Source organism: Bacillus sp. NPDC094106, from assembly GCF_044764345.1.
In the GTDB taxonomy this organism is placed as follows: domain Bacteria; phylum Bacillota; class Bacilli; order Bacillales; family Bacillaceae_G; genus Bacillus_A.
This window is the reverse complement of record NZ_JBIWHY010000003.1, coordinates 162,404-188,317: the sequence shown is the minus strand read 5'-3', so window position 1 is coordinate 188,317 and position 25,914 is coordinate 162,404. Positions and strand designations below refer to the sequence as shown.

At 36.4% G+C, this 25,914-nt stretch carries 24 protein-coding genes and 1 pseudogene; 22 read left to right on the top strand and 3 right to left on the bottom strand.

The window, feature by feature from the left end:
• From ACIQ7L_RS05665 to ACIQ7L_RS05620, 10 genes and pseudogenes are all read left to right on the top strand, one after another.
• On the top strand, positions 1 to 327 hold the full coding sequence (locus ACIQ7L_RS05665) for a pyrophosphohydrolase domain-containing protein (RefSeq protein WP_400567387.1): 327 nt from the start codon (positions 1 to 3) through the stop codon (positions 325 to 327).
• Complete coding sequence (locus ACIQ7L_RS05660; RefSeq protein WP_400567386.1) at positions 320 to 2,761, top strand: DEAD/DEAH box helicase family protein; 2,442 nt, start codon at positions 320 to 322, stop codon at positions 2,759 to 2,761. Before ACIQ7L_RS05665 ends, ACIQ7L_RS05660 begins: the two co-directional genes overlap by 8 nt.
• A gap of 399 nt (positions 2,762 to 3,160) precedes the next feature.
• A complete protein-coding gene (locus ACIQ7L_RS05655; protein ID WP_400567384.1) occupies positions 3,161 to 3,499 on the top strand; it encodes a magnetosome magnetite crystal formation protein family in 339 nt (112 codons plus the stop codon).
• Between the two features lie 3 nt (positions 3,500 to 3,502).
• Positions 3,503 to 3,781 carry a hypothetical protein gene (locus ACIQ7L_RS05650; RefSeq protein ID WP_400567382.1) on the top strand — a complete coding sequence of 93 codons (279 nt, stop codon included), beginning with the start codon at positions 3,503 to 3,505 and terminating at the stop codon, positions 3,779 to 3,781.
• A 47-nt stretch (positions 3,782 to 3,828) separates the two neighbouring features.
• On the top strand, positions 3,829 to 4,569 hold the full coding sequence (locus ACIQ7L_RS05645) for a MerR family transcriptional regulator (protein ID WP_400567380.1): 741 nt from the start codon (positions 3,829 to 3,831) through the stop codon (positions 4,567 to 4,569).
• Positions 4,570 to 4,866: 297 nt separating this feature from the next.
• Positions 4,867 to 5,028 (top strand): annotated as a pseudogene (locus ACIQ7L_RS05640) (nucleoside triphosphate pyrophosphohydrolase family protein); the annotation flags it as partial.
• Between the two features lie 462 nt (positions 5,029 to 5,490).
• On the top strand, positions 5,491 to 7,230 hold the full coding sequence (locus ACIQ7L_RS05635) for a sigma 54-interacting transcriptional regulator (protein WP_400567378.1): 1,740 nt from the start codon (positions 5,491 to 5,493) through the stop codon (positions 7,228 to 7,230).
• Between the two features lie 249 nt (positions 7,231 to 7,479).
• Complete coding sequence (locus ACIQ7L_RS05630; protein ID WP_400567376.1) at positions 7,480 to 9,084, top strand: ATP-dependent acyl-CoA ligase; 1,605 nt, start codon at positions 7,480 to 7,482, stop codon at positions 9,082 to 9,084.
• Positions 9,085 to 9,121: 37 nt separating this feature from the next.
• Positions 9,122 to 9,913 (top strand): enoyl-CoA hydratase, encoded by a 792-nt coding sequence (locus ACIQ7L_RS05625; RefSeq protein WP_400567374.1) that lies wholly within the window; start codon positions 9,122 to 9,124, stop codon positions 9,911 to 9,913.
• Positions 9,914 to 10,012: 99 nt separating this feature from the next.
• Entirely contained in the window at positions 10,013 to 11,449 is a 1,437-nt protein-coding gene (locus ACIQ7L_RS05620) for a GntP family permease (RefSeq protein ID WP_400567372.1), read from the top strand.
• A gap of 315 nt (positions 11,450 to 11,764) precedes the next feature.
• Here ACIQ7L_RS05620 and ACIQ7L_RS05615 read toward each other — a convergent pair whose 3' ends face one another.
• Together ACIQ7L_RS05615 and ACIQ7L_RS05610 are read right to left on the bottom strand one after the other, a co-directional pair.
• On the bottom strand, positions 11,765 to 13,639 hold the full coding sequence (locus ACIQ7L_RS05615; protein ID WP_400567370.1) for an ABC transporter ATP-binding protein: 1,875 nt from the start codon (positions 13,637 to 13,639) through the stop codon (positions 11,765 to 11,767).
• Positions 13,636 to 15,882 carry an ABC transporter ATP-binding protein gene (locus ACIQ7L_RS05610; protein WP_400567368.1) on the bottom strand — a complete coding sequence of 749 codons (2,247 nt, stop codon included), beginning with the start codon at positions 15,880 to 15,882 and terminating at the stop codon, positions 13,636 to 13,638. Before ACIQ7L_RS05610 ends, ACIQ7L_RS05615 begins: the two co-directional genes overlap by 4 nt.
• A gap of 593 nt (positions 15,883 to 16,475) precedes the next feature.
• On the opposite strand from ACIQ7L_RS05610, the gene ACIQ7L_RS05605 reads away from it, so the two are divergent.
• The 8 genes from ACIQ7L_RS05605 to ACIQ7L_RS05570 all read left to right on the top strand — a co-directional run bounded on the left by ACIQ7L_RS05605 (position 16,476) and on the right by ACIQ7L_RS05570 (position 22,645).
• Positions 16,476 to 16,943, top strand: coding sequence for a LytTR family DNA-binding domain-containing protein (locus tag ACIQ7L_RS05605; RefSeq protein WP_400567366.1), 468 nt, complete (start codon positions 16,476 to 16,478; stop codon positions 16,941 to 16,943).
• Positions 16,944 to 17,022: 79 nt separating this feature from the next.
• Complete coding sequence (locus tag ACIQ7L_RS05600) at positions 17,023 to 17,541, top strand: hypothetical protein (RefSeq protein WP_400567364.1); 519 nt, start codon at positions 17,023 to 17,025, stop codon at positions 17,539 to 17,541.
• Between the two features lie 23 nt (positions 17,542 to 17,564).
• Positions 17,565 to 17,954 carry a DUF3021 domain-containing protein gene (locus tag ACIQ7L_RS05595; RefSeq protein ID WP_400567362.1) on the top strand — a complete coding sequence of 130 codons (390 nt, stop codon included), beginning with the start codon at positions 17,565 to 17,567 and terminating at the stop codon, positions 17,952 to 17,954.
• Between the two features lie 409 nt (positions 17,955 to 18,363).
• Positions 18,364 to 19,224, top strand: coding sequence for a DnaD domain-containing protein (locus tag ACIQ7L_RS05590; protein ID WP_400567360.1), 861 nt, complete (start codon positions 18,364 to 18,366; stop codon positions 19,222 to 19,224).
• Entirely contained in the window at positions 19,221 to 20,507 is a 1,287-nt protein-coding gene (gene dnaB, locus ACIQ7L_RS05585; protein WP_400567358.1) for a replicative DNA helicase, read from the top strand. Before ACIQ7L_RS05590 ends, dnaB begins: the two co-directional genes overlap by 4 nt.
• A 148-nt stretch (positions 20,508 to 20,655) precedes the next feature.
• Positions 20,656 to 20,829, top strand: coding sequence for a hypothetical protein (locus ACIQ7L_RS05580; protein WP_335358476.1), 174 nt, complete (start codon positions 20,656 to 20,658; stop codon positions 20,827 to 20,829).
• Between the two features lie 342 nt (positions 20,830 to 21,171).
• The gene (locus ACIQ7L_RS05575; protein ID WP_097899321.1) at positions 21,172 to 21,288 is read left to right on the top strand and encodes a YjcZ family sporulation protein; all 117 of its coding nucleotides are present in this window, start codon (positions 21,172 to 21,174) and stop codon (positions 21,286 to 21,288) included.
• Positions 21,289 to 22,333: 1,045 nt separating this feature from the next.
• Positions 22,334 to 22,645 carry a heavy metal-binding domain-containing protein gene (locus ACIQ7L_RS05570; protein ID WP_242216656.1) on the top strand — a complete coding sequence of 104 codons (312 nt, stop codon included), beginning with the start codon at positions 22,334 to 22,336 and terminating at the stop codon, positions 22,643 to 22,645.
• A gap of 21 nt (positions 22,646 to 22,666) precedes the next feature.
• On the opposite strand, the gene ACIQ7L_RS05565 is transcribed toward ACIQ7L_RS05570, so the two are convergent.
• Positions 22,667 to 23,293, bottom strand: a complete 627-nt coding sequence (locus ACIQ7L_RS05565) for a recombinase family protein (protein WP_400567356.1) — start codon at positions 23,291 to 23,293, stop codon at positions 22,667 to 22,669.
• 253 nt (positions 23,294 to 23,546) lie between these two features.
• Between ACIQ7L_RS05565 and ACIQ7L_RS05560 the strand changes: the two genes are divergently transcribed.
• From ACIQ7L_RS05560 to ACIQ7L_RS05545, 4 genes are all read left to right on the top strand, one after another.
• The gene (locus ACIQ7L_RS05560) at positions 23,547 to 24,161 is read left to right on the top strand and encodes a DUF2975 domain-containing protein (protein ID WP_400567354.1); all 615 of its coding nucleotides are present in this window, start codon (positions 23,547 to 23,549) and stop codon (positions 24,159 to 24,161) included.
• Positions 24,162 to 24,183: 22 nt separating this feature from the next.
• The gene (locus ACIQ7L_RS05555) at positions 24,184 to 24,417 is read left to right on the top strand and encodes a helix-turn-helix domain-containing protein (RefSeq protein ID WP_400567352.1); all 234 of its coding nucleotides are present in this window, start codon (positions 24,184 to 24,186) and stop codon (positions 24,415 to 24,417) included.
• 43 nt (positions 24,418 to 24,460) lie between these two features.
• Positions 24,461 to 25,333 (top strand): CPBP family intramembrane glutamic endopeptidase, encoded by an 873-nt coding sequence (locus tag ACIQ7L_RS05550; RefSeq protein WP_400567350.1) that lies wholly within the window; start codon positions 24,461 to 24,463, stop codon positions 25,331 to 25,333.
• Between the two features lie 102 nt (positions 25,334 to 25,435).
• Positions 25,436 to 25,747 (top strand): YbjQ family protein, encoded by a 312-nt coding sequence (locus tag ACIQ7L_RS05545; protein WP_400567348.1) that lies wholly within the window; start codon positions 25,436 to 25,438, stop codon positions 25,745 to 25,747.
• Positions 25,748 to 25,914 lie beyond the last annotated feature (167 nt).

Here is a 25,914-nt window from a genome sequence, read left to right as displayed (position 1 = left end):
ATGCCAGTTTACAACAAACTAGTACGAGATCGCATCCCACAAATCATCGAAAACAACGGAAAAACATTCACAACAAGAATCCTAGATGAAAAAGAATACATAGAAGAAGTATGTAAAAAAACACAAGAAGAACTAGCAGAATATAGAGAAGCAGAGACTCCCGAGCATAAAGTAGAAGAATTAGCTGATTTACTGGAACTTGTAAATGCACTAGCACAACATGAAGGTGTAACGCTTGAAGATGTCGAGAAAGTACGTAAGCAAAAAGCAGAAAAGCGCGGTGGGTTTCAAGAGCGCATCTTTTTAGTTGAGGTACAGGATGACTAACGTTCAGCCTATTACAAGCAATTTATTACATAAATTAGAGAAATACATAGATGAAGCGAAGGCAATCTATATTTTAACTTCATTTGTAATGAAGTCGGGTGTGAACGTTTTGGTAGAGCCATTACAAAAGGCAGCAGAGCAGGGTGTGGATATTAAGGTTTGTACCGGTGACTATTTATATATTACACAGCCTGATGCGCTAGAGAAGTTATATGAGATTCACCCAAATATTGAGCTTTGTTTGTGGAAAAGTGCAGGGAAATCCTTTCATCCGAAGGCGTATTTGTTTGAGCATGAGACAGATGGTGTGATGATTGTTGGGTCTTCAAATATGTCGAAGTCAGCATTAACAAGTGGTGTGGAATGGAGTTTACTTGTAAGGGAAAGTGTAGATGAGGATACATTTTCAGAGGCGATTGATCAGTTTTTACATGTTCATACGCATGAATCTACAATTGCGGTGAATATAGAAACCATTAAACAGTACAGACAGGAATATGAGGGATTTCATCAAAAGCATCCAGATTTAGTTCGAACATGGACGAAGCAAGAGGAGATTGAGATGACGATTCCTTCTGCTGGAGAAGATTATAGTGTTAATTCAGGAGCAGCAGTTGAAAAAGAATCTATAGCTTCATATGAAACGGCAATCGCACCGCGCTTTGCACAAGTTCCAGCTTTGGAGCAATTAGAAAATACGCTTGAAGAAGGTTATAACAAGGCAATGGTTGTAATGGCAACTGGGCTTGGGAAAACGTATTTAGCTGCTTTTTTCGCGCAGCGTTTTAAACGGGTTTTATTTATTGCACATTTAGAAGAAATCTTGAATCAAGCGGAAAAATCTTTTCAACGTGTGATTCAAGATAAGATAACGGGAATTTACAACGGGAGAAAAAAAGAAGGAGAGCGAGACGTTATTTTTGCATCTATCCAAACGTTAAGCAGGAAGCGTCATTTAGAAAACTTTTCTCCTGATGATTTCGACCTCATTATTGTCGATGAATTCCACCATGCCGCAGCAAATAGTTATCAAAAGGTGTTAGATTATTTTACTCCTAACTTTTTGTTAGGAATAACTGCGACACCAGATCGTAATGATTTCCGTGATATTTATTCCATTTGTGATGGGAACGTTGCGTATCGAATTGATTTTATGGAAGCGATTCAGCGTGGATGGTTGTCTCCGTTTCATTATTACGGTGTATATGATGATACAGATTATGCTGATGTACGTTGGCTTGGGAATAAGTATGATAGTGAAGAGTTAGCTCAAGTGCAGCTAAAAGAAGAGTTAGCTGACAATATTTTAGAGGCATGGAAGAAGTATAAGAAAACGAGAACTATTGTATTTTGTTCTAGTATTCGTCAGGCTGATTTCTTATCATCATACTTTAATCGTAATGGTTATCAAACAATTTCTCTTCATTCTGGAACGAAAGATGTATCAAGAGAAGATGCGATTGCTTTACTAGATAATGGAGAACTTGATGCAATCTTTACGGTCGATTTATTTAATGAAGGTGTTGATATTCCTTCTGTAGATACGCTTTTATTCGTTCGTCCAACAGAATCATTAACAATCTTCACACAACAAATTGGTCGTGGATTACGATTACATGAGAAAAAAGAATATTGCGTCGTGATCGATTTAATTGCCAATTATCGAAATGCAGATGTAAAAATGCAAATGTTTCGTGTTGATGGAGGTAAGACTAAGGGCGGTGGTTCGGAAAACATTCTACCAAATGGCTGTGTAGTAGAGTTTGAGTTAGAGGCAAAACAGTTGTTAGATGAACTAATGAAAAAAAGAATGCCGCGAAAAGAGAAATTGCTGCATTGCTATCAAACTGTAAAAATGGAATTAGGGCGCAGACCAACGTACCTAGAATTGCACAAGCTTGGCACAGAAGAGAGTAAAGAGTATCGTCAAGAGTTTAAATCGTATGTTGGTTTTTTAGCTTGGAGCGATGAGTTAACAGAGGAAGAAAAAGAAGTATTTATGCGATATGAAGCATGGCTACAAGAAGTAGAAAAAACAGGGATGGCAAAAAGCTATAAAATGCTGTTGCTGTCGGCAATGTTACAACGTGGAGAAGAGAAGTGGTATACTCCAATTTCACCGCAAGAAGTAGCACCGTTTTTCCACCATTTCTTAATGGAAAAAGAATATCGCAGGCGTATTGATTTTAGCGATAAGCAAGCGCAGCGTATGTGGGAATATGATGAAGAAAAGATTAGTAAATTAATTGCGACAATGCCGATGACAAAATGGAGCGGCAGTTCAAAAGGGTTACTATTATTTGATGAAACTTCTTTTTCTTTAAATATGGATGTTCAAAAAGAAGATGAGGATCTTTTATTTAGATGGACGAAGGAGATTTGTGAGTACCGTCTTCATACATATTTTGAAAGAAAGACCGTAATATCGAAATAAACTGAACCTCTGATTGTAGACTGTGTCTAACAATTAGAGGTTCAAAATGGTTAAGCTGTTTTTAATTTATAAGGATTGAAATGCTTGATTCATTTCTGCTAGCTCTTATTTATCTTCTTGTTCTTCTTGTATCTTTCACAACAAAATCTTCAAAACATGGTCCCGATAATTCTCCAACTTCCACCCTTCATAATAATGAATCCTAAATTTTTCAAGCTTTAAGCTCCGCTATATACCATCCCTTTGTACCGTAATAGATGAAGTTCACTTCCTTTCCCACTTTTAGACAGTACATGCCCTAAATTGATTTATCCAAAAGAATTTTAATAATCCCTCTTGAACTTCTCCTAACGTCATCTTTTACGATAAAAAAGAAGACAAGACGAAAGGGGAGTTCCAATGAAAAGCATAGCAAGAGAAAAAAGAAATATCGTCATCAGGTTACTGCTATCAGCTGCTTTAGGGGTTTTTTCACCATTGTTTATGTATATAACGCTGGCCCGCAAAAATGAAGTATACAAATACCATTGCCGAAAAGCATTTAATTTTCATTTGCTGATATTTCTTCTATTTATTATTAGTAAACGTATAAGTCTAGTTTTATTTTGGGGTGTGTTTGCTTTTGAAGTAATCCAAGTAGGGATTGTCGCATGGAAGGTAATCCGTAATGAGCCATACCAGTATTTCATTCGCATTCCGCTATTTAAAGAAGACAAATATATTATGGAAGGGGAATAGGTGATGAACACAGAAGTGGAAACAACGAAAAAGAGAATTGTTATTGCGATAGTAGCTTTTTTTGTTACGATCTATTTAGTTATAAGAAGAAGGGAACATAATTTGTATGATGGTTATGAGAAATATGATAGCTATGGAAATCCAATTCGAAAAAGTTCTAACTTTTTATTGCTTGTAGTATGTTTGTTCCAGTTAGGTATGCAAATGAAGAATGATAAAGGTGTATCAGCAAGAGTTTCTAATATGTTTCAGTATGTAGCTAAGAAAAGCAATGTGATGTAACGTTTTAGTTATAAAGTAAAAAAGAAAACTAAAAAGCAGGTGAAGACATGTCCTGGATAATTAGTGAATTTGCTAATGTAGGTGATGTAACAGTACGAACACTCCGTTATTATGACAAAATTAATTTATTAAAACCAAGTGATTATACAGAAGGTGGACACCGTTTATATACGAAAGATGATTTGTATGTATTACGACAAATACAAGCTTTGAAACATCTTGGTTTTTCACTTGGGGAGATTCAAAATATCATTTTACAGAATGATATTCCTAAGGAGAAGTTTATGGAGAGAATCTATTTTCAAAGAGAGGTATTATTAGCGGAACAAGAGAGAATTGCGAGGGTACTCACACATATGGACGAAATGACAGCAGTATTGCAGAAAGAAGAAACGGTAGATGTATCTTTATTTTGTTCTTTCTTACAAACATTCATATGGGAGAAGGAAAATAGAGAGTGGTTAGGAGAAAGAGGGATACAAGATATTGATGATAAAGAACTAAAATTGAAATTAAATCAGCAGTTTCTGCGTTTAATCAAGCAATTAAAGAGACATAAGGAAGAGAAGAAGGATCCAGCACATGTTGATGTTCAAGCGGTTGCTAAAGAGTTTTATAAATTAATAGAAGAAATCAGTCGAACTGCTGGTGTACCGAAAGATGACTTTGAAAATATTGCGAAACAGGATGAGATTCCATTAGCTGAATTTCCAGCTCTTTTAACGAGGGAAGAAGAGGAGTATTTGAAGGAAGCTATGAAGAATATCACGAAGCAAATAAAGAATTAGTCTCTGGAGTTAAAGAAATAAGCAAGGAATTCAAGACAGGTATGAAAAACCTTGTACAAGAACATAAATTCTAGTCAATTAGGAAGTAACTCCTGAATGAATAGACGAGATAAAGTTGCTCTCGTCTATTTTTTGCCTCATGAAGCAGATTATTAAGCTAGTATATTTGTTGTAAGAAAGTGGTTTCTAACTTTATTAATAAGGTTCTTTCTATAATAAAATAAGAATTGGAGATTTAATCTAATTTTTGTAATGAAATAGTGGGGGATTAGCAAGTGGAGAATACGATAACACTTAAAACTTAAAACAATATTAGAAGCAGAAAATCAGGAGCATAAGATTGAAGAACTAGCAGATTTATTAGAACTCACAAACGCGCTAGCCCAGTATGAAGGTGTAACGCTTGAAGATGTGGAAAAAGTATGTAAACAAAAAGCGGAAAAACGCGGTGGTTTTTAGGAGCGGATTTTTTTAGTTAAGACAATGAAATTATAAAAATAAGACTGCCTTTTAACAGTCTTGTTCCTAAACAGTCGAGTTTCATTCTTTATTCTTGTTGCTTATTATTTTGATGCTTAATACAACAAAGACAATTCCTATTATTTTCATTAGGGTGTTACCGATGTTTCCAAGACTATTCGATGTTAAACCAATTAAAAAAGCTCCCAATAGACAGAGAAATATACCAAATAACGTTTTCAATATATGTAGCACCTAAATTCTTTATAATATTTTTGGGATTGTGTTAATTATTTTATTAATTGGATATTTTTTACCAATATCCTTTTTGTGTTTTAGTTGAACTTCGAGATTATATATTGCCTTTAAATAGCTTTAGAAGGTTCAAGTATTTCACAAGGTGTTATAAAGTAGATATATATAACATGCGAGAAAGAGCAAGATTTGATAGGGGGCTTCCAAATGCATATGGATGAAGGGGGAAATTTGCAGTTAACGAGCCAGGCTCTTCAGGTAATGAATAACGGCATTGCAGTTATAAGTCATGATGGAACGATTACGTTCAGCAATCCAGCATTTTGCAGCATGTTAAACAAAGCAAAAAACGAAGTAACGGGTAAGCACATATCAATGATTATCCCTAATCGTAAAAAGCTAGTAGTGAATCAACATGATAGTTTGTACAAGTATGAGTGTAAGATTGGGAACCAAGTGTTCATCGTGAATGAATCTCGAGTATATAAGGACGGGAAAGAAGACGGATCGATTGTCATTCTAGAAAACAAGGGGAAAAGCATACTGTCTTTGGAAAGTACTATCAGCCGGTATGAAAATGCTTTGAATTTACTGTCTGAATGTATTCTAGGGGTGAATGAGCAAGGGATCATCAATTTTTTTAGTGGTGCTTATGCGCGATTTCTGGGAATTGATGATCCGAAGGAAGCAATTGGGAAGCATTGTACGGAGATTGTTGAGAATACGAGGATGCATATTATTGTGAAGACGGGACAGATGGAAATTGGGCATATTCAGCGTATAAATAGTCAGAATGTTATTGCAAATCGAATTCCCATTATGAAGGAAGGGAGGATTATTGGTGCCATAGGTAAAATCATGTTTCATGATATCCAGCAGTTTAAAGCTTTGGCGGATCAGATTAGCACAATGGAATCGAAGTTATCATACTATCAAACTGAATTAAAGCGACTGCAAGAAGGGAGGTTTTCATTTCAAAGTATTGTAGGAGAGAGTTTGAAAATGGAAGAAGTGAAAACGATGGCTTTGAAGGTTTCGAAAAGCCGTTCTACGGTTTTGATAAGAGGAGAAAGTGGAACGGGAAAGGAGCTTTTTGCCAATGCAGTTCATCATGCGAGCCCGCGTGCTGATGGTGCATTTATTCGGTTGAATTGTGCTGCGATTCCGAGGGATCTTTTAGAAGCTGAATTGTTCGGGTATGAAGAGGGTGCTTTTACTGGGGCGAAAAAGGGCGGTAAGCCTGGAAAGATTGAGCTGGCTCATAAGGGGACGTTGTTTTTAGATGAAATCGGCGATATGTCTTTGGACATGCAGGTGAAGTTGCTTCGTGTGCTGCAAGAGAAAGAGATTGAAAGAATCGGTGGTACAAAAACTCATAAGATTGATGTCCGTTTTATTGCGGCAACGCATCGAAACCTCCGTGAAATGGTGCAAAGAGGGGAATTTAGAGAGGATTTATATTATAGGCTAAATGTGTTTGCGATTGATATACCTCCGCTAAGAGAAAGAAAGGAAGATATGGTACATTTAACAGAATTTTTAATTCAGAAATTGAATGAGGAGCTTGGTAGTAGTATTCTTTCATTGGATGAGCGAGTGAAGGGTATATTCATGGAGCATGATTGGCCAGGGAATATCAGGGAGCTGGAGAATGTGCTGGAACGAGCGATGAACGTTGTGGAAGGAACGGTTATTCAAGTGCATCACCTTCCTGTCTATTTGCGGCAAAAAGATTTGGAAGAAGAGTTGTATCATGAAATATTCGCAGCGGATCAAGAGGAGAATGAGATGAGTTATTCACTGCAGGCGGAAGTGGAATCCGCTGAAAAAAGGGTGATTGCGAGAGCTTTGGAAAAGGCAGCTGGAAATAGAAAAGAGGCAGCCGAGCTTTTAGGGATTCACCGGGCCAGCTTATATCGAAAAATAGAAAGGTACGGAATAGGATAAAGGGCAAATAGGCCCTTTTTTTTTGTTGTGTTTGCATTAATAACTACTGTCGCGTTTTTGCGACGTTTTCTTATATATGCGACATGATCGCTATCATTTGTAGCATAAATGCGACATGTGAAGGTGGGCATGCATGGGAAATAGGAGGCATGTCCCTTAAGGAATAAGGAAATGGAGAAAGAGTCGATTTTTGGCATGTTTCTTGCTAGATAAATAAAAAGAATTTTAGCAGGAAGGGGATGGAATCTAGTGCTGGAGAATCAGAGTTTGCCACATTTTCTTATGCAAAGTATCGAAAAGTCGCCTGATAAGGTGTATTTACAATTTGAAGAACAAAGGGTTACGTATGAGGAACTCTATCATCAAATTACAAGAGCTATAGCGGGATTTTGTGAACTCGGTATCCAAAAGGGTGACAAGGTTTGTATTATGCTTCATAACACCCCTGAATATCTGGATGTATGGTTTGCTTTATCTTTTATGGGAGCAATTGCGGTGCCTCTTAATGTGCATTTAAAAGGAGAAGGTCTGCAATATATTTTATCCCATTCCGATTGTAAGTTAATGATTGTTGATAAGGCATTTGTTCCTCAAATTGCTTCTTGTTTGCCATTTATACAAAGGGAAATTCAGATTGTTGTCCATGGCAATAATGAAAGCGAAATCATTCTAGGTGATGGTAAAGAGCGACCGGTAATCGGATTGAAAGATGTACTGAATACAAATGATCATTATCTTCCAAGTGAAGTTGTTTCCTCCTCTTCTATTAACAGTATCCTTTATACCTCTGGAACGACAGGATTGCCGAAAGGGGTCATGTTAAGTCATTCTGCTTATGTCAATTCTGCACAGTCATTCGCTACCTATATGGTCGGCGCGAATTCGCAAGATATTTTATTTACAGCGCTGCCGTTATTTCATATTAACGCCCAGGCTCATACGGTGCTCGGTGCCATTTCTTGCAATGCGACGATTGCTCTTGGAAAGAGGTTTAGTGCTTCTCGTTTTTGGGATGAAATTCGCGGTCATGGCGCAACCATTTTTAACTCTTTAGGGTCTATGATTCCGATCCTCTGCAAGCAACCAGAAAAGGAAACCGATTATGAAAATCCGGCAAGGGTGACGGCTTGTGCTGCTACGCCTAAGGAATTTTGGAAGCCGTTTGAGGAGAGGTTTGGCGTCCGGATTGTAGAAGGCTACGGATTAACGGAAACGACAGGATTTTGTGTAACGAATCCATTGAACGCTAATAAGCCTCCTTCTATCGGAAAACCGTATTCTTATGTAGAGACAAAGATTGTGAATGAGAAAGGAAATGAAGTAAGGACTGGTGAAATCGGAGAGATTTTCATTCGTGCTTTACAAGGACAAACATTCATGGAAGGCTACTATAAAATGCCGGATAAAACAGAAGAAGCGATGGAAGGAGGATGGTTCCATACAGGAGATCGTGGTTACCAGGACGAGGAAGGTTACTTATATTTTTGCGACCGGATCAAGCAGTGTATTAGAAGACGGGGAGAAAACATCTCTTCTTGGGAAATTGAAAAGGTCGTGAATAATCACCCGAAAGTGCTGGAATCAGCAGCTATCGGTGTCCCGTCAGAAGTGGGGGAAGAGGATGTCAAATTATATGTGATTGTAAAGCAAGGAGAAACGATGTCCCATGAAGAGATTATCGATTGGTGTCAAGAACGCATGGCATACTTTATGGTACCGCGATACGTTCAGTTTCGTGAATCTTTCCCAAAAACTGCGACGGAACGGATTCAGAAGTTCAAGCTGCAGGAGGAAGGAATCGGTACTGCTTGGGATCGCGAGCAGGCCGGATATGTCATTAAAAGAACGAGTTGAAAGTTGTCTCATTACATATTAGAAAGAAGGGATTGCATTGGAAAATAAGCGAGTTGTTTCATGGTCTAAAGAAAAAGGAATCGCGACTATTATCATTGATAATCCTCCTGTGAATGTACTGAGCTACGCGGTGATTGAGCAAATGACGGCGGCGGTCGATGAAATTGAACGAGATGATGAAGTTATTGTTGTAATCCTAACTGGCGCTGGGGAGAAAGCTTTCGTTGCCGGAGGGGACATTAAGTCATTTCCGGAATGGATTGGGAAAGGGAGTGAATATGCAGAGGAAAAAGCATTGTGGCTCCAGAACCCATTAAATAAAATAGAAAGCCTACCGAAGCCTGTCATCGCTGCGATTAACGGATTAGCGCTTGGGGGCGGGTGTGAATTAGCTTTATCATGTGATTTACGGATTATAGAAGAGCAGGCCCAAATCGGGCTTCCGGAAGTAAAGTTAGGCTTGTTTCCAGGTGCGGGAGGAACGCAGCGTTTGCCCCGCTTAATCGGAACTGCGAGGGCAAAAGAAATGATGTTTACTGGTGAACCGCTTAGTGCTGAAGAGGCTTTGCGATTTGGTTTGGTAAATCATGTTGTTCCGTGCGGCGAAGCGTTGAATAAGGCGAAGAAACTGGCTGCGAAGATGGCTCGATTTTCTCTTCCTGCTTTATCGTTGATGAAGCAATCTATCAATAAAGGATTATCTTATTCTCTTGAGGAAGGGCTAAAAATAGAGGCTAAAAATTTTGGCCATGTCTTTCAAACGAGTGATGTAAGAGAGGGAGTAGGTGCTTTTATAGAAAAGAGAGTACCGCTTTTTCAGCATAAATAAAAAGAATACGATGTCTACCTTTGGTAGGCATCGTAACAACATATGCAAGCATAAAACAAATTTGAGAGAATCCATTTTATTGAGGGGGGACTAGAGGTTATGGATTTATTGATTGTACTGTTATCGCTTGGCTTGCTTATATTTGTAGCTTACCGGGGATTCTCGGTCATTTTATTCGCTCCGTTATGTGCTTTGCTGGCTGTATTTTTGACTGAGCCAGCGCACGTTTTACCGTTCTTTTCTAATGTTTTCATGGCGAAGATGGTCGGATTTATAAAATTATACTTTCCTGTGTTTTTGCTTGGAGCGATATTTGGTAAAGTGGTTGAGATCACTGGAATCGCAGAAAAAATCGCGAAAATCATCATCCGTTTTATCGGTGTGAAAAGAGCCATTCTTTCCATCGTATTAATGGGTGCGATTCTTACATACAGCGGCGTCAGTCTATTTGTTGCAGTATTTGCGATTTATCCATTTGCGGCGCAATTATTTCGCGAAGCAGATATTCCGAAACGTCTCATTCCAGCGACAATCGCATTTAGTGCATTTACGTTTTCGATGGATTCACTTCCTGGATCGCCTCAAATTCAAAATGTGATTCCAACTACGTTTTTTAAAACAAATATTTATGCGGCACCGACATTAGGAATCATTGGAGCGTTATTCATTTTTACATGCGGCATGCTGTATTTGGAAAGGTGTAGGAAGAAAGCGGCAGCTAAAGGGGAGGGTTATTTCGGAAAAGGTGATGCGGTTTCTGAAATGGCTGCGACAACTAGCGCACAAGAGGCGCCAACGCCAATTGTTTCAGGTGATGCTATTCCAGCTAGTTACTGGATGGCCTTTCTACCGCTTGTACTAGTTGGGGTGATGAATAAAGTCTTTACAGAATTCATCCCCGTTTGGTATACAAAGGGATTTGATTTTGCGTCCATCGGTTTGAAGGAGTACGGGAAAATTGATATGGCACAAGTTGTGGGGATTTGGTCGGTAGAAATGGCACTTCTTATCGGTATACTGAGCGCTATATTATTAAACTTCCAAGCGGTAAAAGAACATTTTCAATCGATTACAAGCGTGGGTGTAAGTGGTTCAATCTTAGCTGCGATGAACACTGCAGCAGAGTATGGATTCGGTGCCGTTATCGCGGCTTTACCTGGCTTTGTTATGATCCAAAATTATTTGACTGGGACATTTTCCAATCCTTTAATCAACGGAGCGGTTATGACGAATATATTGTGTGGGCTGACGGGATCAGGCTCGGGCGGAATGAGTATTACATTAGGTTTAATGGCAGAAAAATATATTGAAGCAGCAGCGAATTTTGATATTCCATTAGATGTGTTGCATCGCGTAATTGCAATGGCAGCAGGCGGTATGGACACTCTTCCTCATAATGGGGCAGTTATTACTTTACTTGCAGTGACAGGATTAACGCACAGGGAAGCTTATAAAGAAATTTTCGGTATTACTTTAATTAAGACGGCTGCTGTTTTCTTCGTTGTTGGTGTGTATTTGATGTTTTCTATTGTATAGGCGAGAATATCATAGCCATCAGGTTAAGATTATGTATAAGTGTAAATAAAAACAGCCATCATTCCATGAAACGATGGCTGTTTTTATGTTCTTAATGACATCCTTTAGAAACATACACAGTACTGTCGACCATGAGCATTCAAAATATTGAGGCCGGACAGACGGTATTAGGGTCTTTGCTTCTTGAAGGGGAGTTGATTAAGGAGCGCTGCTTGACCTTATTACACTTTTATAAAATGATACGAACAAATTCGTTATTAAATATCATATATAAAACAAAACACCCCTCTAAACCAGAGGAGTGTCCAATCAATCTTAAGAAGCATCCGCACCTTCAAACTGACTATTATAAAGTGAAGCATAGAAACCATCAGCCTTCAATAACTCTTCATGATTACCCTGCTCAACAATATCCCCGTCTTTCATGACAAGGATTAAGTCTGCATCACGAATTGTTGATAATCTGTGAGCGATGATGAAGCTTGTTCTGCCTTCCATGAGGTTTTCCATCGCTTTTTGAATCAGTACTTCTGTACGAGTATCGATTGAGCTTGTTGCTTCGTCGAGTATTAGTATTTTCGGATCCGCTAGAAGGGCGCGGGCAATTGTTAATAACTGCTTTTGTCCTTGGGATACGTTGCTTGCTTCTTCGTTTAGTTCCATGTTGTATCTATTTGGTAATGTTTTTACGAAGCTGTGCACGTGAGCTGCTTTCGCTGCTTCAATTACTTCTTCGTCCGTAGCATCCAGTCGGCCGTAACGAATATTTTCCATGATGGAACCGTTAAATAGCCAAGTGTCTTGCAGTACCATCCCGAACATGTTGCGCAGGTCTTCTCGCGTGAAGTCTTTTATGTCGTGACCGTCTATACAGATTGCACCGCTGTTTACGTCATAGAAACGCATTAACAGTTTTACGATCGTTGTTTTACCAGCTCCGGTTGGACCGACGATTGCTACTTTTTGTCCAGGCTTAATGTTAGCTGAGAAATTATTGATGATGATTTTATCTGGATTGTATCCAAATTGAACATCTTTGAAGGTAACTTCTCCGTTTACTTTCTGCAGCGTCACTGGATTTTCTGCTTCTGGCACTTCCTCTTCTTCTTCTAAAAATTCGAAGACTCTTTCTGCAGCAGCAGCTGTTGATTGAAGTACGTTCGCGATTTGAGCTACTTGAGCGATTGGCTGCGTAAAGCTTCTTACATATTGTACAAAGGCTAAAATGTCTCCAACTGCGATGGTTCTTTTTACCGCAAGCCATCCGCCTAAAATCGATACAGCTACGTAACCGATATTACCGATAAATGTCATAATCGGCATCATCATTCCAGATAAAAATTGAGACTTCCATGCGGAGTGGTAAAGGGTATCATTTACCTCTTCGAATTTTTTCACTTCTTCTTCTTCAGTGTTAAAAGCTTTTACGATATTGTGACCACTATAAATTTCTTCGACCTGCCCGTTTACGTGTCCTAAGTATTCTTGCTGGGATTTGAAGTATTTTTGTGATCGTTTTACGACTGCCATGATGAGCATCATCGATACTGGCAATATTAAAAGCGCCACTAATGTCATTTGCCAGCTGATTGATAGCATCATGATAAGTACACCGATGATTGTAATTACCGATGTGATGATTTGCGACATACTTTGATTTAACGTTTGGCTCACCGTATCTACGTCATTCGTAATTCTCGATAATACTTCTCCGTGCGTTGTTTTATCAAAGTACTTCAGCGGCATACGGTTGATCTTTTCATCAATTTCTTTTCTGAAGTTATAAGATACTTTTTGTGCTACTCCCGAAATGATATATCCTTGGATAATGCCAAACACAGTGCTCGCTACATATAATCCGAGGAGTAAAACAACAATGTTTCCAATATAGGTAAAGTCAATTGCTGCACCGGGTGCTCCTGTTACTTTGCTTACGAGTCCTTCGAAAAGTTTTGTTGTTGCTTTTCCTAAAATTTTTGGACCGACGATTGTAAAGGCAGCACTACCGATTGCGAAAAGGATAACGACTAAGATTGATAATTTATAGGGCTTCAAGTATTGAAGTAACTTATTCATCGTTCCTTTGAAGTTTTTTGCCTTCTCAATCTTTCTCATGCCGCCGCCCATATGACCGCCGCCACCAGGACCAGGGCCGCCTTGTCTGTTATTTTCTATTTTTTTATCACTCATGATGACAACTCCTCTCTTGAAAGTTGTGATAAAGCAATTTGCTTATAAACTTCACAGTTTTCCATAAGCTCTTCATGAGTACCAGTTCCGACTATTTTTCCTTCATCAAGTACAATGATCTTATCTGCATTCATAATGGTACTGATTCTTTGGGCAACAAGTAAAATCGTACTTCCTGCAATCTCATTGTTTAAAGCTCTGCGAAGTAGGGCGTCTGTCTTAAAGTCAAGAGCTGAGAAACTATCATCAAATATGAATATTTCGGATTCCTTCGTAAGAGCACGCGCAATAGAAAGTCTTTGTTTTTGACCGCCTGAAACGTTCGTACCACCTTGTGATATTTCTGTACGGAAGCTTTCAGATTTCGCGTTAATAAATTCCATGGCTTGCGCGATTTCTGCCGCTTTTGCGAGTTCTTCTTCAGTTGCTTCTTTCTTACCGTATTTCAAATTACTTTCGATCGTACCGGAGAATAGAACTCCTTTTTGCGGTACATAACCAATTTTCTCTCTTAATTCCTTCTGAGATACTTCTCTAATATCCGTGCCATCTATTAATATTTGGCCGTTTGTGACATCGTAAAAGCGTGGAATTAAGTTGATTAATGTCGATTTACCGCTACCTGTACTTCCGATGAAAGCAGTCGTTTCACCAGGCTTTGCGGTAAAGGTAATATTCGAAAGCACGTCTTCTTCTGCACCTGGATATCTAAAGCTAACATCTTTAAATTCAACGTAGCCTTTCTTGTCAGAAGCAAATGTTTTTGGCTCCGCTGCATCACGAATGGTAATGTCAGTGTCTAAAACTTCTGCGATACGTTGTGCGGATACAGAAGCACGTGGAACCATAATAGATACCATTGAAATCATTAAGAAGGCCATGATGATTTGCATTGTATATTGCATAAACGCCATCATATCACCAACTTGCATATGTCCCATATCCACTTGGTGTGCTCCAACCCAAATAATAAGTACAGTAACGGCATTCATGATAAACATCATCATCGGCATCATAAATGACATTAAACGGCTTACAAATAAATTGGTTCTTGTTAAATCTTGATTGCCTTTTTCAAATTTCTTCTCTTCATGTTTTTGATTATTAAAAGCACGAATAACGAGCATACCTGTTAAAGATTCACGAGTGATTAAGTTAATTTTATCTACTAACTTTTGTATCATTTTAAACCTAGGAATTGCGATGCTAAATAAACCAATGACTAAGCTTAAAATTGCGATTACCGCAACTCCGATAATCCATCCCATTGAAAGGTCTGTAGTAAGTACCTTAATAATGCCGCCTATACCTAAAATCGGTGCATAGAAGACGATTCGAAGCATCATAACCATGAGTGTTTGCACTTGCTGGATATCATTTGTACTTCTTGTGATTAAAGAGGCAGTGGAAAACTTATCAAACTCCGCATTTGAAAAGCTTGTAACTTTCCGGAATACTTTCTTTCTAAGATCTCTGCCGAGTCCTGCAGCTACTTTTGCAGCAAGTAAACTCACGATAACAGTAGCGGCCATACTTACTAAGGATAGAAGCAGCATTTTCCCGCCAGAAGTAAGAATATAATTGGATTGAAGCTTATCTGTATTGATACCGATCTTTTTATACTCATTCTCAATGAATGAAACGGCTGACTGTGTTACCATGCTGCCTGGCATATTCTTAAACTTTTCATCCGCCTTTTCTTTCATTGCATCGATTTGATCTTGAGGCAGTTTCGCAATCACTGCAAAAGGATCTGTATTTGGCGGAAGCTTCGCTGGTGCTTTGTTATCACCTGATGCACCTGAAGGGAAAGCAGATGAGCCGCCTTTTTCAATTCCTTGTGTAATTAACATTGGTTTCCCAAAGATATCGTTAAGCTCGTTAATTATATTTTTATCCTCTGTATGTAGCTTATAAAGTGGTTCTTTATCCAGCTGCGGATAATCATTTACATCATTTTTCAGCTCACTTTGAGAAAGATTGTTCTTATCTAAAAGTACATAGTTGTCATCTACTTTTTTCTTCTCATTTCCATTCATAAAGAGCGTAAGTTTATCCATTTCACTTTTACGAATAACTTCAGGTACTGCATTCTCTACACCTTTTTGTTGAATCCCTACATTGACAATGTTAGACATGTAGTCTGGCAGTGATAGATCGCATACTGCCTGCACAGTTAAAAGACATACAACTGCAATGATGGAAGCAACAAATGGTTTTAAATGTTTGATGATCTTTAACATTTAATTCATCTCTCCATTTTCCTTGTCTAATTTTTTAAGTTTTTCCTTCGATTCCTTCCTTTATTCTTCATGTTTTCAGCAATGAATTGTAGCAGCTCTTTATATATTTTTGACCACAGATTTATTCTATGACTATATGAAGATATGATGCAACTTTTAGGGTGTAGAATTTCGTGATGAATTTGTTAACGGGTTTTAAACTATGACCTAAAAAACGCTTTCTTTTTATTTTTAGGTGGGGGAGAGCATCTGGCCATGCATAGAAGCGGTCAGAGCTTTTCTCTGTCACATGCGAAGTAAAACAGAAAGAACAAACGAGTGTAGGTTAATTTTATTCTGTATAGCAGGGATTTAGATGTTGAAAAATTAAAATGGATTTATATAGATACAAATTGAAAATCGGAGATAAAACCTTTTTTTAGGGGGCGAGAGCAGTGAATAATGAATGTATTGCTTGTACACTATTTTTCTACTTTACTTTTTCTCTTGTTTTTGACTAAAATGTTAACACAAAACAATCATTTTAATTGTTTTTTTGTTGAATACATTTTGAAAGTAATTTTAAAATCTAAAGAAAGGGAAATAGACAGCAAATGAAAGTGAATATTAAAATTATTGAAAAACTTAAAGAAGAAGCTTGTACCTTTTACATTCACAAAGTAACATCTTTTATTCTAGATATGGTATCAACACTAGAGAATAATTCTGACAACTATTTAATAGCAAAGTCTGCTCACAAAGAGGAACAAGAAAAAATTGCTTGTTCAACTATTTTTTATTTGGAATATCTTGAAAGAAAAGTATTCATTTATACAAAAAAGAATATATTTGAAACAAAAAGCCCTTTATACAAATTAGAACATGATCTTCCAGATAATTTCATTAGAATTTCAAAAACTATAATTATCAATATTCATTTTTTAAACAAATTCTCTGTTAAACCAAACGGAAATCTAGAAGCACTACTTTCAAACGGAGAAAAAGTAATTGTGTCAAGAAAATATGTTTCTTCTTTAAAAGATGTGCTAACAAAATATTCTAATTCTCCACTTATGCATTGATTCTTACCACTTATGTTTAAAAGTATTTCTTTCTATCTCCTTTGATGTAAATATGAATACAAACAAAGGAGGAAATACAATGTATAACATGATTAAAGAAGTATTTATAGGAACGCCATTATGGGTATGGATATTATTATTCTTTTTAATAAAAAGAGGTATTGCTATTTCTCAAGAAAGGCCGATTAATTTATCTAAAATGTTTCTTGTTCCCGTGATTTTTATGATATGGGGTTTGGATAAAATGATCACTAAATTTTCTCACTTAGGATATTGTTTAATAAGCTATACGATTTTCATTCTTCCAGGTATTTTAATTGGATATTTGTTGTATCAAAAATATCAAACTTTTTTCGAAAAAGAGACAGTTATTTTCAGAAAGAAATGTTACCTTCCATTAATAATTATCTTGATTAATTTCTTTGTAAAATATCTCTTAAATGTAACTTTAGGAATTTCCTTATCATTTTATGATAATATTTCGTTTAATATAATTTATGCTGCCATAAGTGGACTATCGGTTGGTTTATTTTTTGGAGGAATCTTCTATACATTTTATATACAATCAAAATTAAATAATCTTATCTTAAAATCATAAAAAATACGAAGGGAAAGACTTTATTGAAATTAAAAAATCGACTTTATTCAGGTTTAGGGACTGGATCATTTATATATATGATAGTTTTACTATCGAGAAACAATAATATATCTATTACACAAGCTGAGATTATAAGTGTTCTTATAATCTCAGCTTGTGCAGGTATTTTCACATTCATTTTTGATATGGAAAGAATTAGCTATTTGTTCGCTTTAATCATTCATTTTTTCATGATGATTCTAGTTGTCTATTGTATATCTGTATATAACCATTGGATAGAAGGATTCCTAACTGTTGATTTTCTCGGAGGTATATTTTTACTGTACATATTTTCTTGGTTCATATCATTTTTAAACACAAAAAAAGATGCTAAAGAATTAAACATGTTACTGAAAAATAAAAGGAACATTTAAAATGTCCTTTTATTTTTTTATCTCTAATTATGTAAAGTTTTATCCCATATTAACGGGCAGTGGAGGATGAAGAAAACCTCCACTGATGGAAGTTGCACTTTATGTTAAATCAATTCCACTCATTATATAGTTAGTCAATAATAGCGAAGATAAAATTAAAGGACTTTGTTGTTTCTAACCAAAATCATCTTCAAACAGCCCCTTATAAACCCCTACCAAGCCCCTTACAAGTAATAAATCATTACAAAAACAAAATAAAAAACAACTACTACAACAATTCACTAAAAAGAAATAACATCGTAGTAGTAAAAAAAATTTAAAATGAATTGCCCAATTTCCTCCCCAATCTCTATATGTATGAAAGAAGCGGCAATTTCATATTTGCCACTAAAAGATGGGAGGAATATATATGGCGGTATACCGAAATGTACAGGTGAACTTTTGGCAGGATGATTTTGTACTCGATTTAACGCCGGAGGAACGATACTTTTATATATACTTACTGACATGTTCGAAAACAACGCAATGCGGTATTTATCCGTTGCCGAAGCGTTTAGCGGAGATGGAAACAGGCTACAACAGAGAGACTGTTGAGAAGTTGCTGCAGCGGTTTATCGATTATGGAAAAATACAATATGATGCAGAAACGAAGGAGTTATACATCGAAAATTGGGTGCGCTATAACCCCGTTACGAATACGAACGTTGAGAAATGTGTACTTCGTGAGTTAAAGGCTGTGAAAAGTAAAAAGTTTGTACATATGTTTCTTCAAAAATGCTTAGAGGAAGAGCTGAATATTCCGCTATTATTAGAGCATTTTGGGATGCCATGTGAAGCATCTGTGGTTATTCCTCAAGAGATTTTTGAAAGTTGTGAAACGGATGGGGAAGTAGAAGAAGTGGAGCCGGGAAGCAGTATATTTATGTTTTATGAACAAAACTTTGGTAGTTTGTCGCCTTATACTGCGGATGAATTAAGTGAATGGATTGCAGATTTGTCAGAGGAGCTTGTACTGAAAGCACTCCAGATTGCGCATGAAAATAACAAGCGGACGCTTGCTTACGTGAAGGGCATTTTACGAGATTGGCACGGAAAGGGATATACGAAGGTCATTGAAGTAGAGGAAGCAGCGGTGAAGTTTCGGAAGAAGGAACCGTCTATTATGCATGAGACGAAGCAGTTTCTGGAGGAGTGTGAAGAGTGGGAGAAAAATGTACCGTCTGAAGAAGAGCTGCAGAAGTTCTTACAGGAAAAGGGGTGGCGTCCGTGAGCATTCAACACGTTGAGGCTGAACAGACGGTACTAGGATCTTTGCTTCTCGATGGTGAACTGATTAAGGAGTGTAGGCTGACCGAGCAGCACTTTTCTACGGCTATGCATCAAGCAATATTCAAGTTGATACGGAAAATAGAAGAAGAGGGACAGCCGCTTGATCTTGTCGCGCTTGTTTCGAAAATGGAGCCTGGCTTTTTGGAACAGATTGGCGGTATGGAATACTTTGTAAATATAATCGAGGGTGTTCCGACTACTGCTAACTTCTCCTATTATGAGGGGCTTGTTTGGAGTGCGTGGAAAATGAACCGTGCGGGAAGCGCGGCGCACAGCATGTGTGAACGGCTTCTTGCGGAGAAGGACGAGAAAATAATCGGCGAGACGATTACAACGCTTTGTGAACTGGAAGAGGTAGATCGTACATTAGATTTTGATTTGAAGGACACGTTAGTTGATTTGTATGAAGAACTTCATCAAGATGCGGAAGAGCTTACAGGGATTGAGACAGGGTTCTTGGCTTTAAACAAGATGACGTGCGGTTTGCAGGAGGGCGATTTTGTTGTGATTGGAGCCCGGCCTTCCATGGGAAAAACGGCGTTCGCCTTAAATATTGCGCTTCATGCAGCAAAATCAGATGCAGCAGTTGGATTATTTTCTTTAGAGATGAGCACCAAGCAATTGCTAAAACGGATGGTTTCCTGCCTAGTGGAGGTATCAGGAAAGAGGCTGAAAAATCCGAAGCATCGTTTTGCGATAGAAGACTGGGAGAAAACAAGCAGGGCGTTTGCGGAAATCGGAGATCTACCCTTAGAGATTTACGATAAAGCAGGTATTACAATACAGGACATTTGGATGCAAGTACGAAAGTTGAAACGAAAGCATGCAGATAAAAAATTGCTTGTTGTTATTGATTATTTGCAGCTCGTTACAGGTGATTCGACATATAAGGGAAACAGGTTTCAAGAAATGAGTGATATCTCCCGTAAGCTAAAGCTGATGGCTCGTGATTTGAATGTATGCGTAGTCGCGCTATCCCAGCTATCCCGTGCGGTAGAGGCGCGTCACGATAAGCGTCCGCTTTTGTCTGACCTAAGGGAGACCGGACAAATTGAGCAGGATGCGGATGTCATTATGCTTATGTACCGGGAGGATTATTATGATAAGGAGACAGAGAACAAGGATGTGACAGAAATTCATGTAGCAAAGCACCGGAACGGGCCTGTTGGGATGATGAAGCTGCGGTTTTTGAAGGAGTATGGGCGGTTTGTGGAAGGGAAGTAGGGGGATGGTGTGCTCCATCGCCGATAGATACAATTTTTGTTAGTATTTTGCAAAAAAATTTACAAAATACTAACAAAAAAGACTTAAAAATTTCATTTCCAGAATATATAATTGTATTTGCATAAAATTGTTGAATGGAGGAAATTTTTTGTCTATATATAAACAATTGCCAAACGCTCTTTTAATCGGTTTTTTCATGGAAATTAATAAAAATATAGAAAAAGGAATTCTCTCAGAAGCTATGTATCATGAAATAGATTTAATTAAAACAGAAATGGAAAAACGAAATCTTTCAGAAGTAGATTTACAAAAAATTCACTAAGAATATCAATATAAAGGGGTACCGCCGCATGTCCATCAACTTAAGAAAAGTAAACATCCCAAAAGCGAAAAAATGAGCTGAATTCTCAAAATAACGAACTGTAGAGAAGGAAAACTTTCATTTAGAGGTTACTTCAAAACCTTAGCTTGATAGCGATGGGGCGGAACCCCATATTATTAAAATTAATATGGTTATCAAGTCGGAGGAAAGCACCGGAGGGTGTCTTTTCTTTTTTTGTAAAAGGATCTGCTCAATGAGATCGAAACAACATAAAGTAAGATAGAACCGTTAAAAAATGTGCACCCAAATGTTTTTGTCTCCTACTTCAAAGGAGGATTTAATATGGGATTTGGTGGTAGTTGTGGTGGTTTTGGAGGCGGATTCGCTTTACTTATTGTGCTATTTATTCTATTGATCATCATTGGATGTAGCTGTTGGGGAGGCGGATTCGGATACTAAAGAAAAAAGGCGCTCATTTGAGTGTCCTTTTCTCGTATCGATGAGATTTTCGTCCGTTGCGCTGTAGGAGGTTAAACAGACGAAGGAGAACCTTTGATAGGGGCCCCGACGGCAAAACGCGGATATCGTACGTTCTCAAAAAGAAAAACGTGTTAAATTCTTATAAATGAAACAATTTATTAAAAATTCTAATCTCAAATGAAGATTGGTTACGAAATATTTATATATTAACATAATAATACATGGTCCTAATTAATGGTGTTTAAAAACAATAATTGTAAATGCTCTTCGAGAATATCCATTCTTTTTTTAAGTAAAACATCGAATGTATATGATATATATACTGTATTTTATAATACAATAACTGAAATAAGAGGCTGCAGATTACTTGCTCTATGCAATTGATTCTCATAAGAACAGTCAAGAATTTCTCCTAATCGATTAAAAATACAGATCAAGCAACATTATATTTTGCTGCTCTTTTATGTAAGCAATATGTACATGTCTTCTATTTTCAACACTCTGTAATCATTTTAGCACTTGTTGATACATATTTTCTTCATATGTATTTTAATCTCCTCACATTAATATTCAATACTTTCCTTATTACAAATTAAAATCAACGAAAGACTTTTGTAATAGTTATGAAAGTGATTTGAAAGATATTTAAATTAAGATGGACTTCCAAATATCAATTTTAAAGTGAAAAGTTTCACAAAGAGAGGAGAAAAGAATGAAAATAGACTGAATAAAAAATATAAGTTCATAAGGTTTATTGGCTAATATCTTAAGTATTTTGCTGTTTAAATATTTATTTTACTTATAAGAGAAGACGGAGCAATCGCAACGGAGAGTGTAAAATATTTTTAGATATGTGTATTCACAATAAGAAACAAAGGCTTTTGTAGATAGCTTGTTTTACTAACCTTACAGAACTGTCATCTTTATGTAAGGTTAGGAGATAGTTACTTTACTGTCTTCATGTAATAATAAGAGCATCAGAAATAACAATAAATTTTTTAGAGATTATAGGAGCGTGTTAATAATGATCGTAACAACAACTAATACAATTCAAGGAAAAGAAATTATTGAGTATGTAGACATCGTAAACGGTGAAGCAATTATGGGTGCAAATATCGTACGTGACATCTTCGCTTCTGTTCGTGACGTTGTAGGTGGCCGTGCTGGTGCATATGAAAGTAAATTAAAAGAAGCTCGTGACATTGCGATGGAAGAAATGAAACAACTTGCAGCGCAAAAAGGAGCAAATGCAATCGTTGGTATCGATGTAGACTACGAAGTGGTTCGCGATGGAATGTTAATGGTTGCGGTAAGTGGTACGGCTGTACGTGTGTAAATAGATAAAAAAACTGTACCTCTAATTCTTAGACATAACTAACAATTGGAGGTACAGTTTTTTATGGCCAAATATTCTTTGAACACTGGATGCATAGATAGCACGTGTTATGAAGAACTTTCCTAATAACCATTTCGTTTTTCCCTGATCAAGTAACTCGAGTATCAAATCAGTTTTAGACTTATTGATTTTAGGTGTTCTCCCCAGTTTCCCGCCATTTTTTATATACTTCATACGACCAGCCTGTGTTTGCTCCAGTATATAGTTTCGTTCAATATCAGCAAATAAAGATAAGATTGTAACCATTACTTTAGTAGTCATGTCATCTTTCCTCCGAGTATCAATGTTATCAATAATAGCAATGACCCCAATATCATTTTTAATCAGTTTTTCATGAGTACGAATCATATCAGAAAGATTTCTACCTAAACGATCTAATTTATATACAATCAGTGCATCTCCTGGATTTAGTTGCTCCATAAGAATTTGGAATTGTTCCCTCTCCATATTTTTTCCACTTTGTTTTTCTTTAAAAATACATTTTTCCAACAATTTAATTTGGTTAGTTTCACAATAGGCAAGAATTTCTTTTTTCTGAAATGTATAGTCTTGTTGTGGAGTGGACACTCGAATATATACGTAATTCATTTTTTGTTCTCCTTACGTTGCATAAATGTAATTTTTGCAACACTTGCCTTGTAATCATATTAAACTTTAATAATAAGTAACTTATTTAGCTAGCTTTACGCTTAACATACAGCGAAAGGACTCTTTGTAACAAAATAATCATTAAAAATAAAGTTTTTCATTATATTTTTAATGATTAACATTAAAAATATAATGAAAAACTTTAAATGAGGTGCTATAGTATATTTAAAAATAAAAGAAATGGAGTGAAAATATGAATCAAGCTAAGGAGTTTATCGGATTTGAGAAAACACTAAAATTGTTGCAGGGTGTATTTAACACTTTTTACTGGATAATTATTATTGGAATGTTTGTAGTTTTAGGAGGGCTAGTTGCGGGAATATTCGTTCCGCTTCATACTTTGCAAAACACTTTACAAGACATTTTAACTACAAAGGGAACCCATATTCATGTGGCATTTTATCATTCTTCTTATAATGTTAATCCAAATCATATTCAATATACAAAACTTAAAACACTGATAATAAGCACTTGTTTGATATATGAAATCATACTAACAGTTCTTTTATTTCTAATAATACAGCTAAAAGGGATTATACGGTTCGTAAGAAATAAAGAACCTTTTTCTAAAAAATGTATTAATTACATTCAATATTTAGCGTATGGAGTTATTAGTTATAGTTTAATCGATGGAGTATTAGGTGGGATTTTAGACTTTTTATTTGTAAGGACATTTCAATTAACTCAAAACCAGGTTTCTTTTGAGTTTAATTTTGGACTACTGATAACGGGACTTCTTATTTTATTGCTGTCTAATATTTTTAAATACGGCGCATATTTGCAAGAGGAATACGATTCTACTATATAGAACCTGGGGGATGAATTATTTTATGGCAATTATTATACGATTGGATAGAGTATTAGCAGATAGGAAAATGCAGTTAGGAGAATTAGCAAATGCTGTGGGAATATCTGTAGTCAATTTATCCAATTTAAAAACAGGTAAAGTAAAGGCTATTCGCTTTTCTACACTTGATGCAATTTGTAGGGTTTTAAACTGCCAACCTGGAGATATCTTAGAATATACCTATTCTGAAAGTGATGAAGAAGTATATAAAGATTAAAAATTATAGCCTTTTTGGGTTAAGGATAATATGGAGGTCTTTTATGAAAACATTTGGGCGGATTGTATTATCAACTTTAAAATTTCTTTCAATGATTATACTAATGTTTGTTTTGCTAGCTATTACACAAGGTATTGCAGGGAACATAAAAAAATATATAGGCGATACACTTACGTATCAATTTATTACTGCGGTATGTACACATTTAATCCTTTTTGGACTGATTTTATTTGCTTGCAAGGTATATAAGCATTCTAAAGACAGATACGGTTTTGATGGGGATTATTCGAAAAATACAAAATTTTTAATAGTCGGGGCAGTATTAGGATTGATTATGAGTTTGATGGTAAATATACTCCAATCTTTTGGAGGGTATTTAAGTATAGCTGAGAATAAAAACTTTAACGTCTTTTCTTTTTTAGTTAGCTTTTTATTTGTTTTTGCGCAAGCGTTTAGTGAAGAAGTTATATTTAGGGCATTCCCAATTACAGAATTTCAAAGATTCAACAATCGATATATCACCACTTTTGGAGTAATAATTACTAGCATAATGTTTGCGCTATTTCACAATGCCACACCTGGTTACGATTTCTTTTCATTTTGCACATATTTCATGGTTTCTATTGCGTTAGCAATGATCTACTTGGTAACAAAAAACATTTGGATTTCAGTAGGATTCCATATTTTATGGAACTTTAGTATATTTTCTATTATAGGAGTCGGTAAAGATTCAAGCAAAAGTATATTTATAGCAACAGAAAATGTTCATCACATTCAGAAAATACTAGGACATTCAATAGATTATTATACAATGGAATCTATCTTAACACTAATTGGACTAATCCCATTATTTGTTTTGGGAGTTGTGATTTATTTAAAAAAGAACACTATGCAGGAAATGCAAAAGGTAAACTAACTTTTCAGTGATTAATGCAGATTATTATGAGAATAAATAAAAATTAACCATATTTTGGGTAGCGCCAAATGTCTATCAAGCTATAAAATAAGGAGGAATAACATGTTGATCGTAACAACAGAAACTATTGTAAATAAAAGTATTGTAGAGGTAAAAGGACTAGTAACAAGTAGTGTAGTACAATCACGTAACATTGGAAAAGATATTGTTTCGAGTTTGAAGTCAATTGTTGGCGGGGAACTAAAAAGTTATACGGAAATGCTAGAAGATTCAAAGGAAATGGTAAAAGAACGCTTAATAAAACAGGCTGAGGAGCTAGGAGCAAACGCTATTGTTGGATTAAGATTTGAGCTTGCAGCGGGACAAGGTACTTCTGAATTAATTGGGTATGGGACGGCTGTCTATTTTCAATAATATCAAAATAGTAAATCTGCTAATTTTCCATAATATTGATTATGTGAGTTGGAAACCTCTTTCGTAGAATACGGAAGAGGTTTTTATATTGTGTTTCAGCCGCAATATGTGTAAAAATGAAGTATATACTGGAAATTATTCCTAGTTTATGAGACGTTTTAATTTTT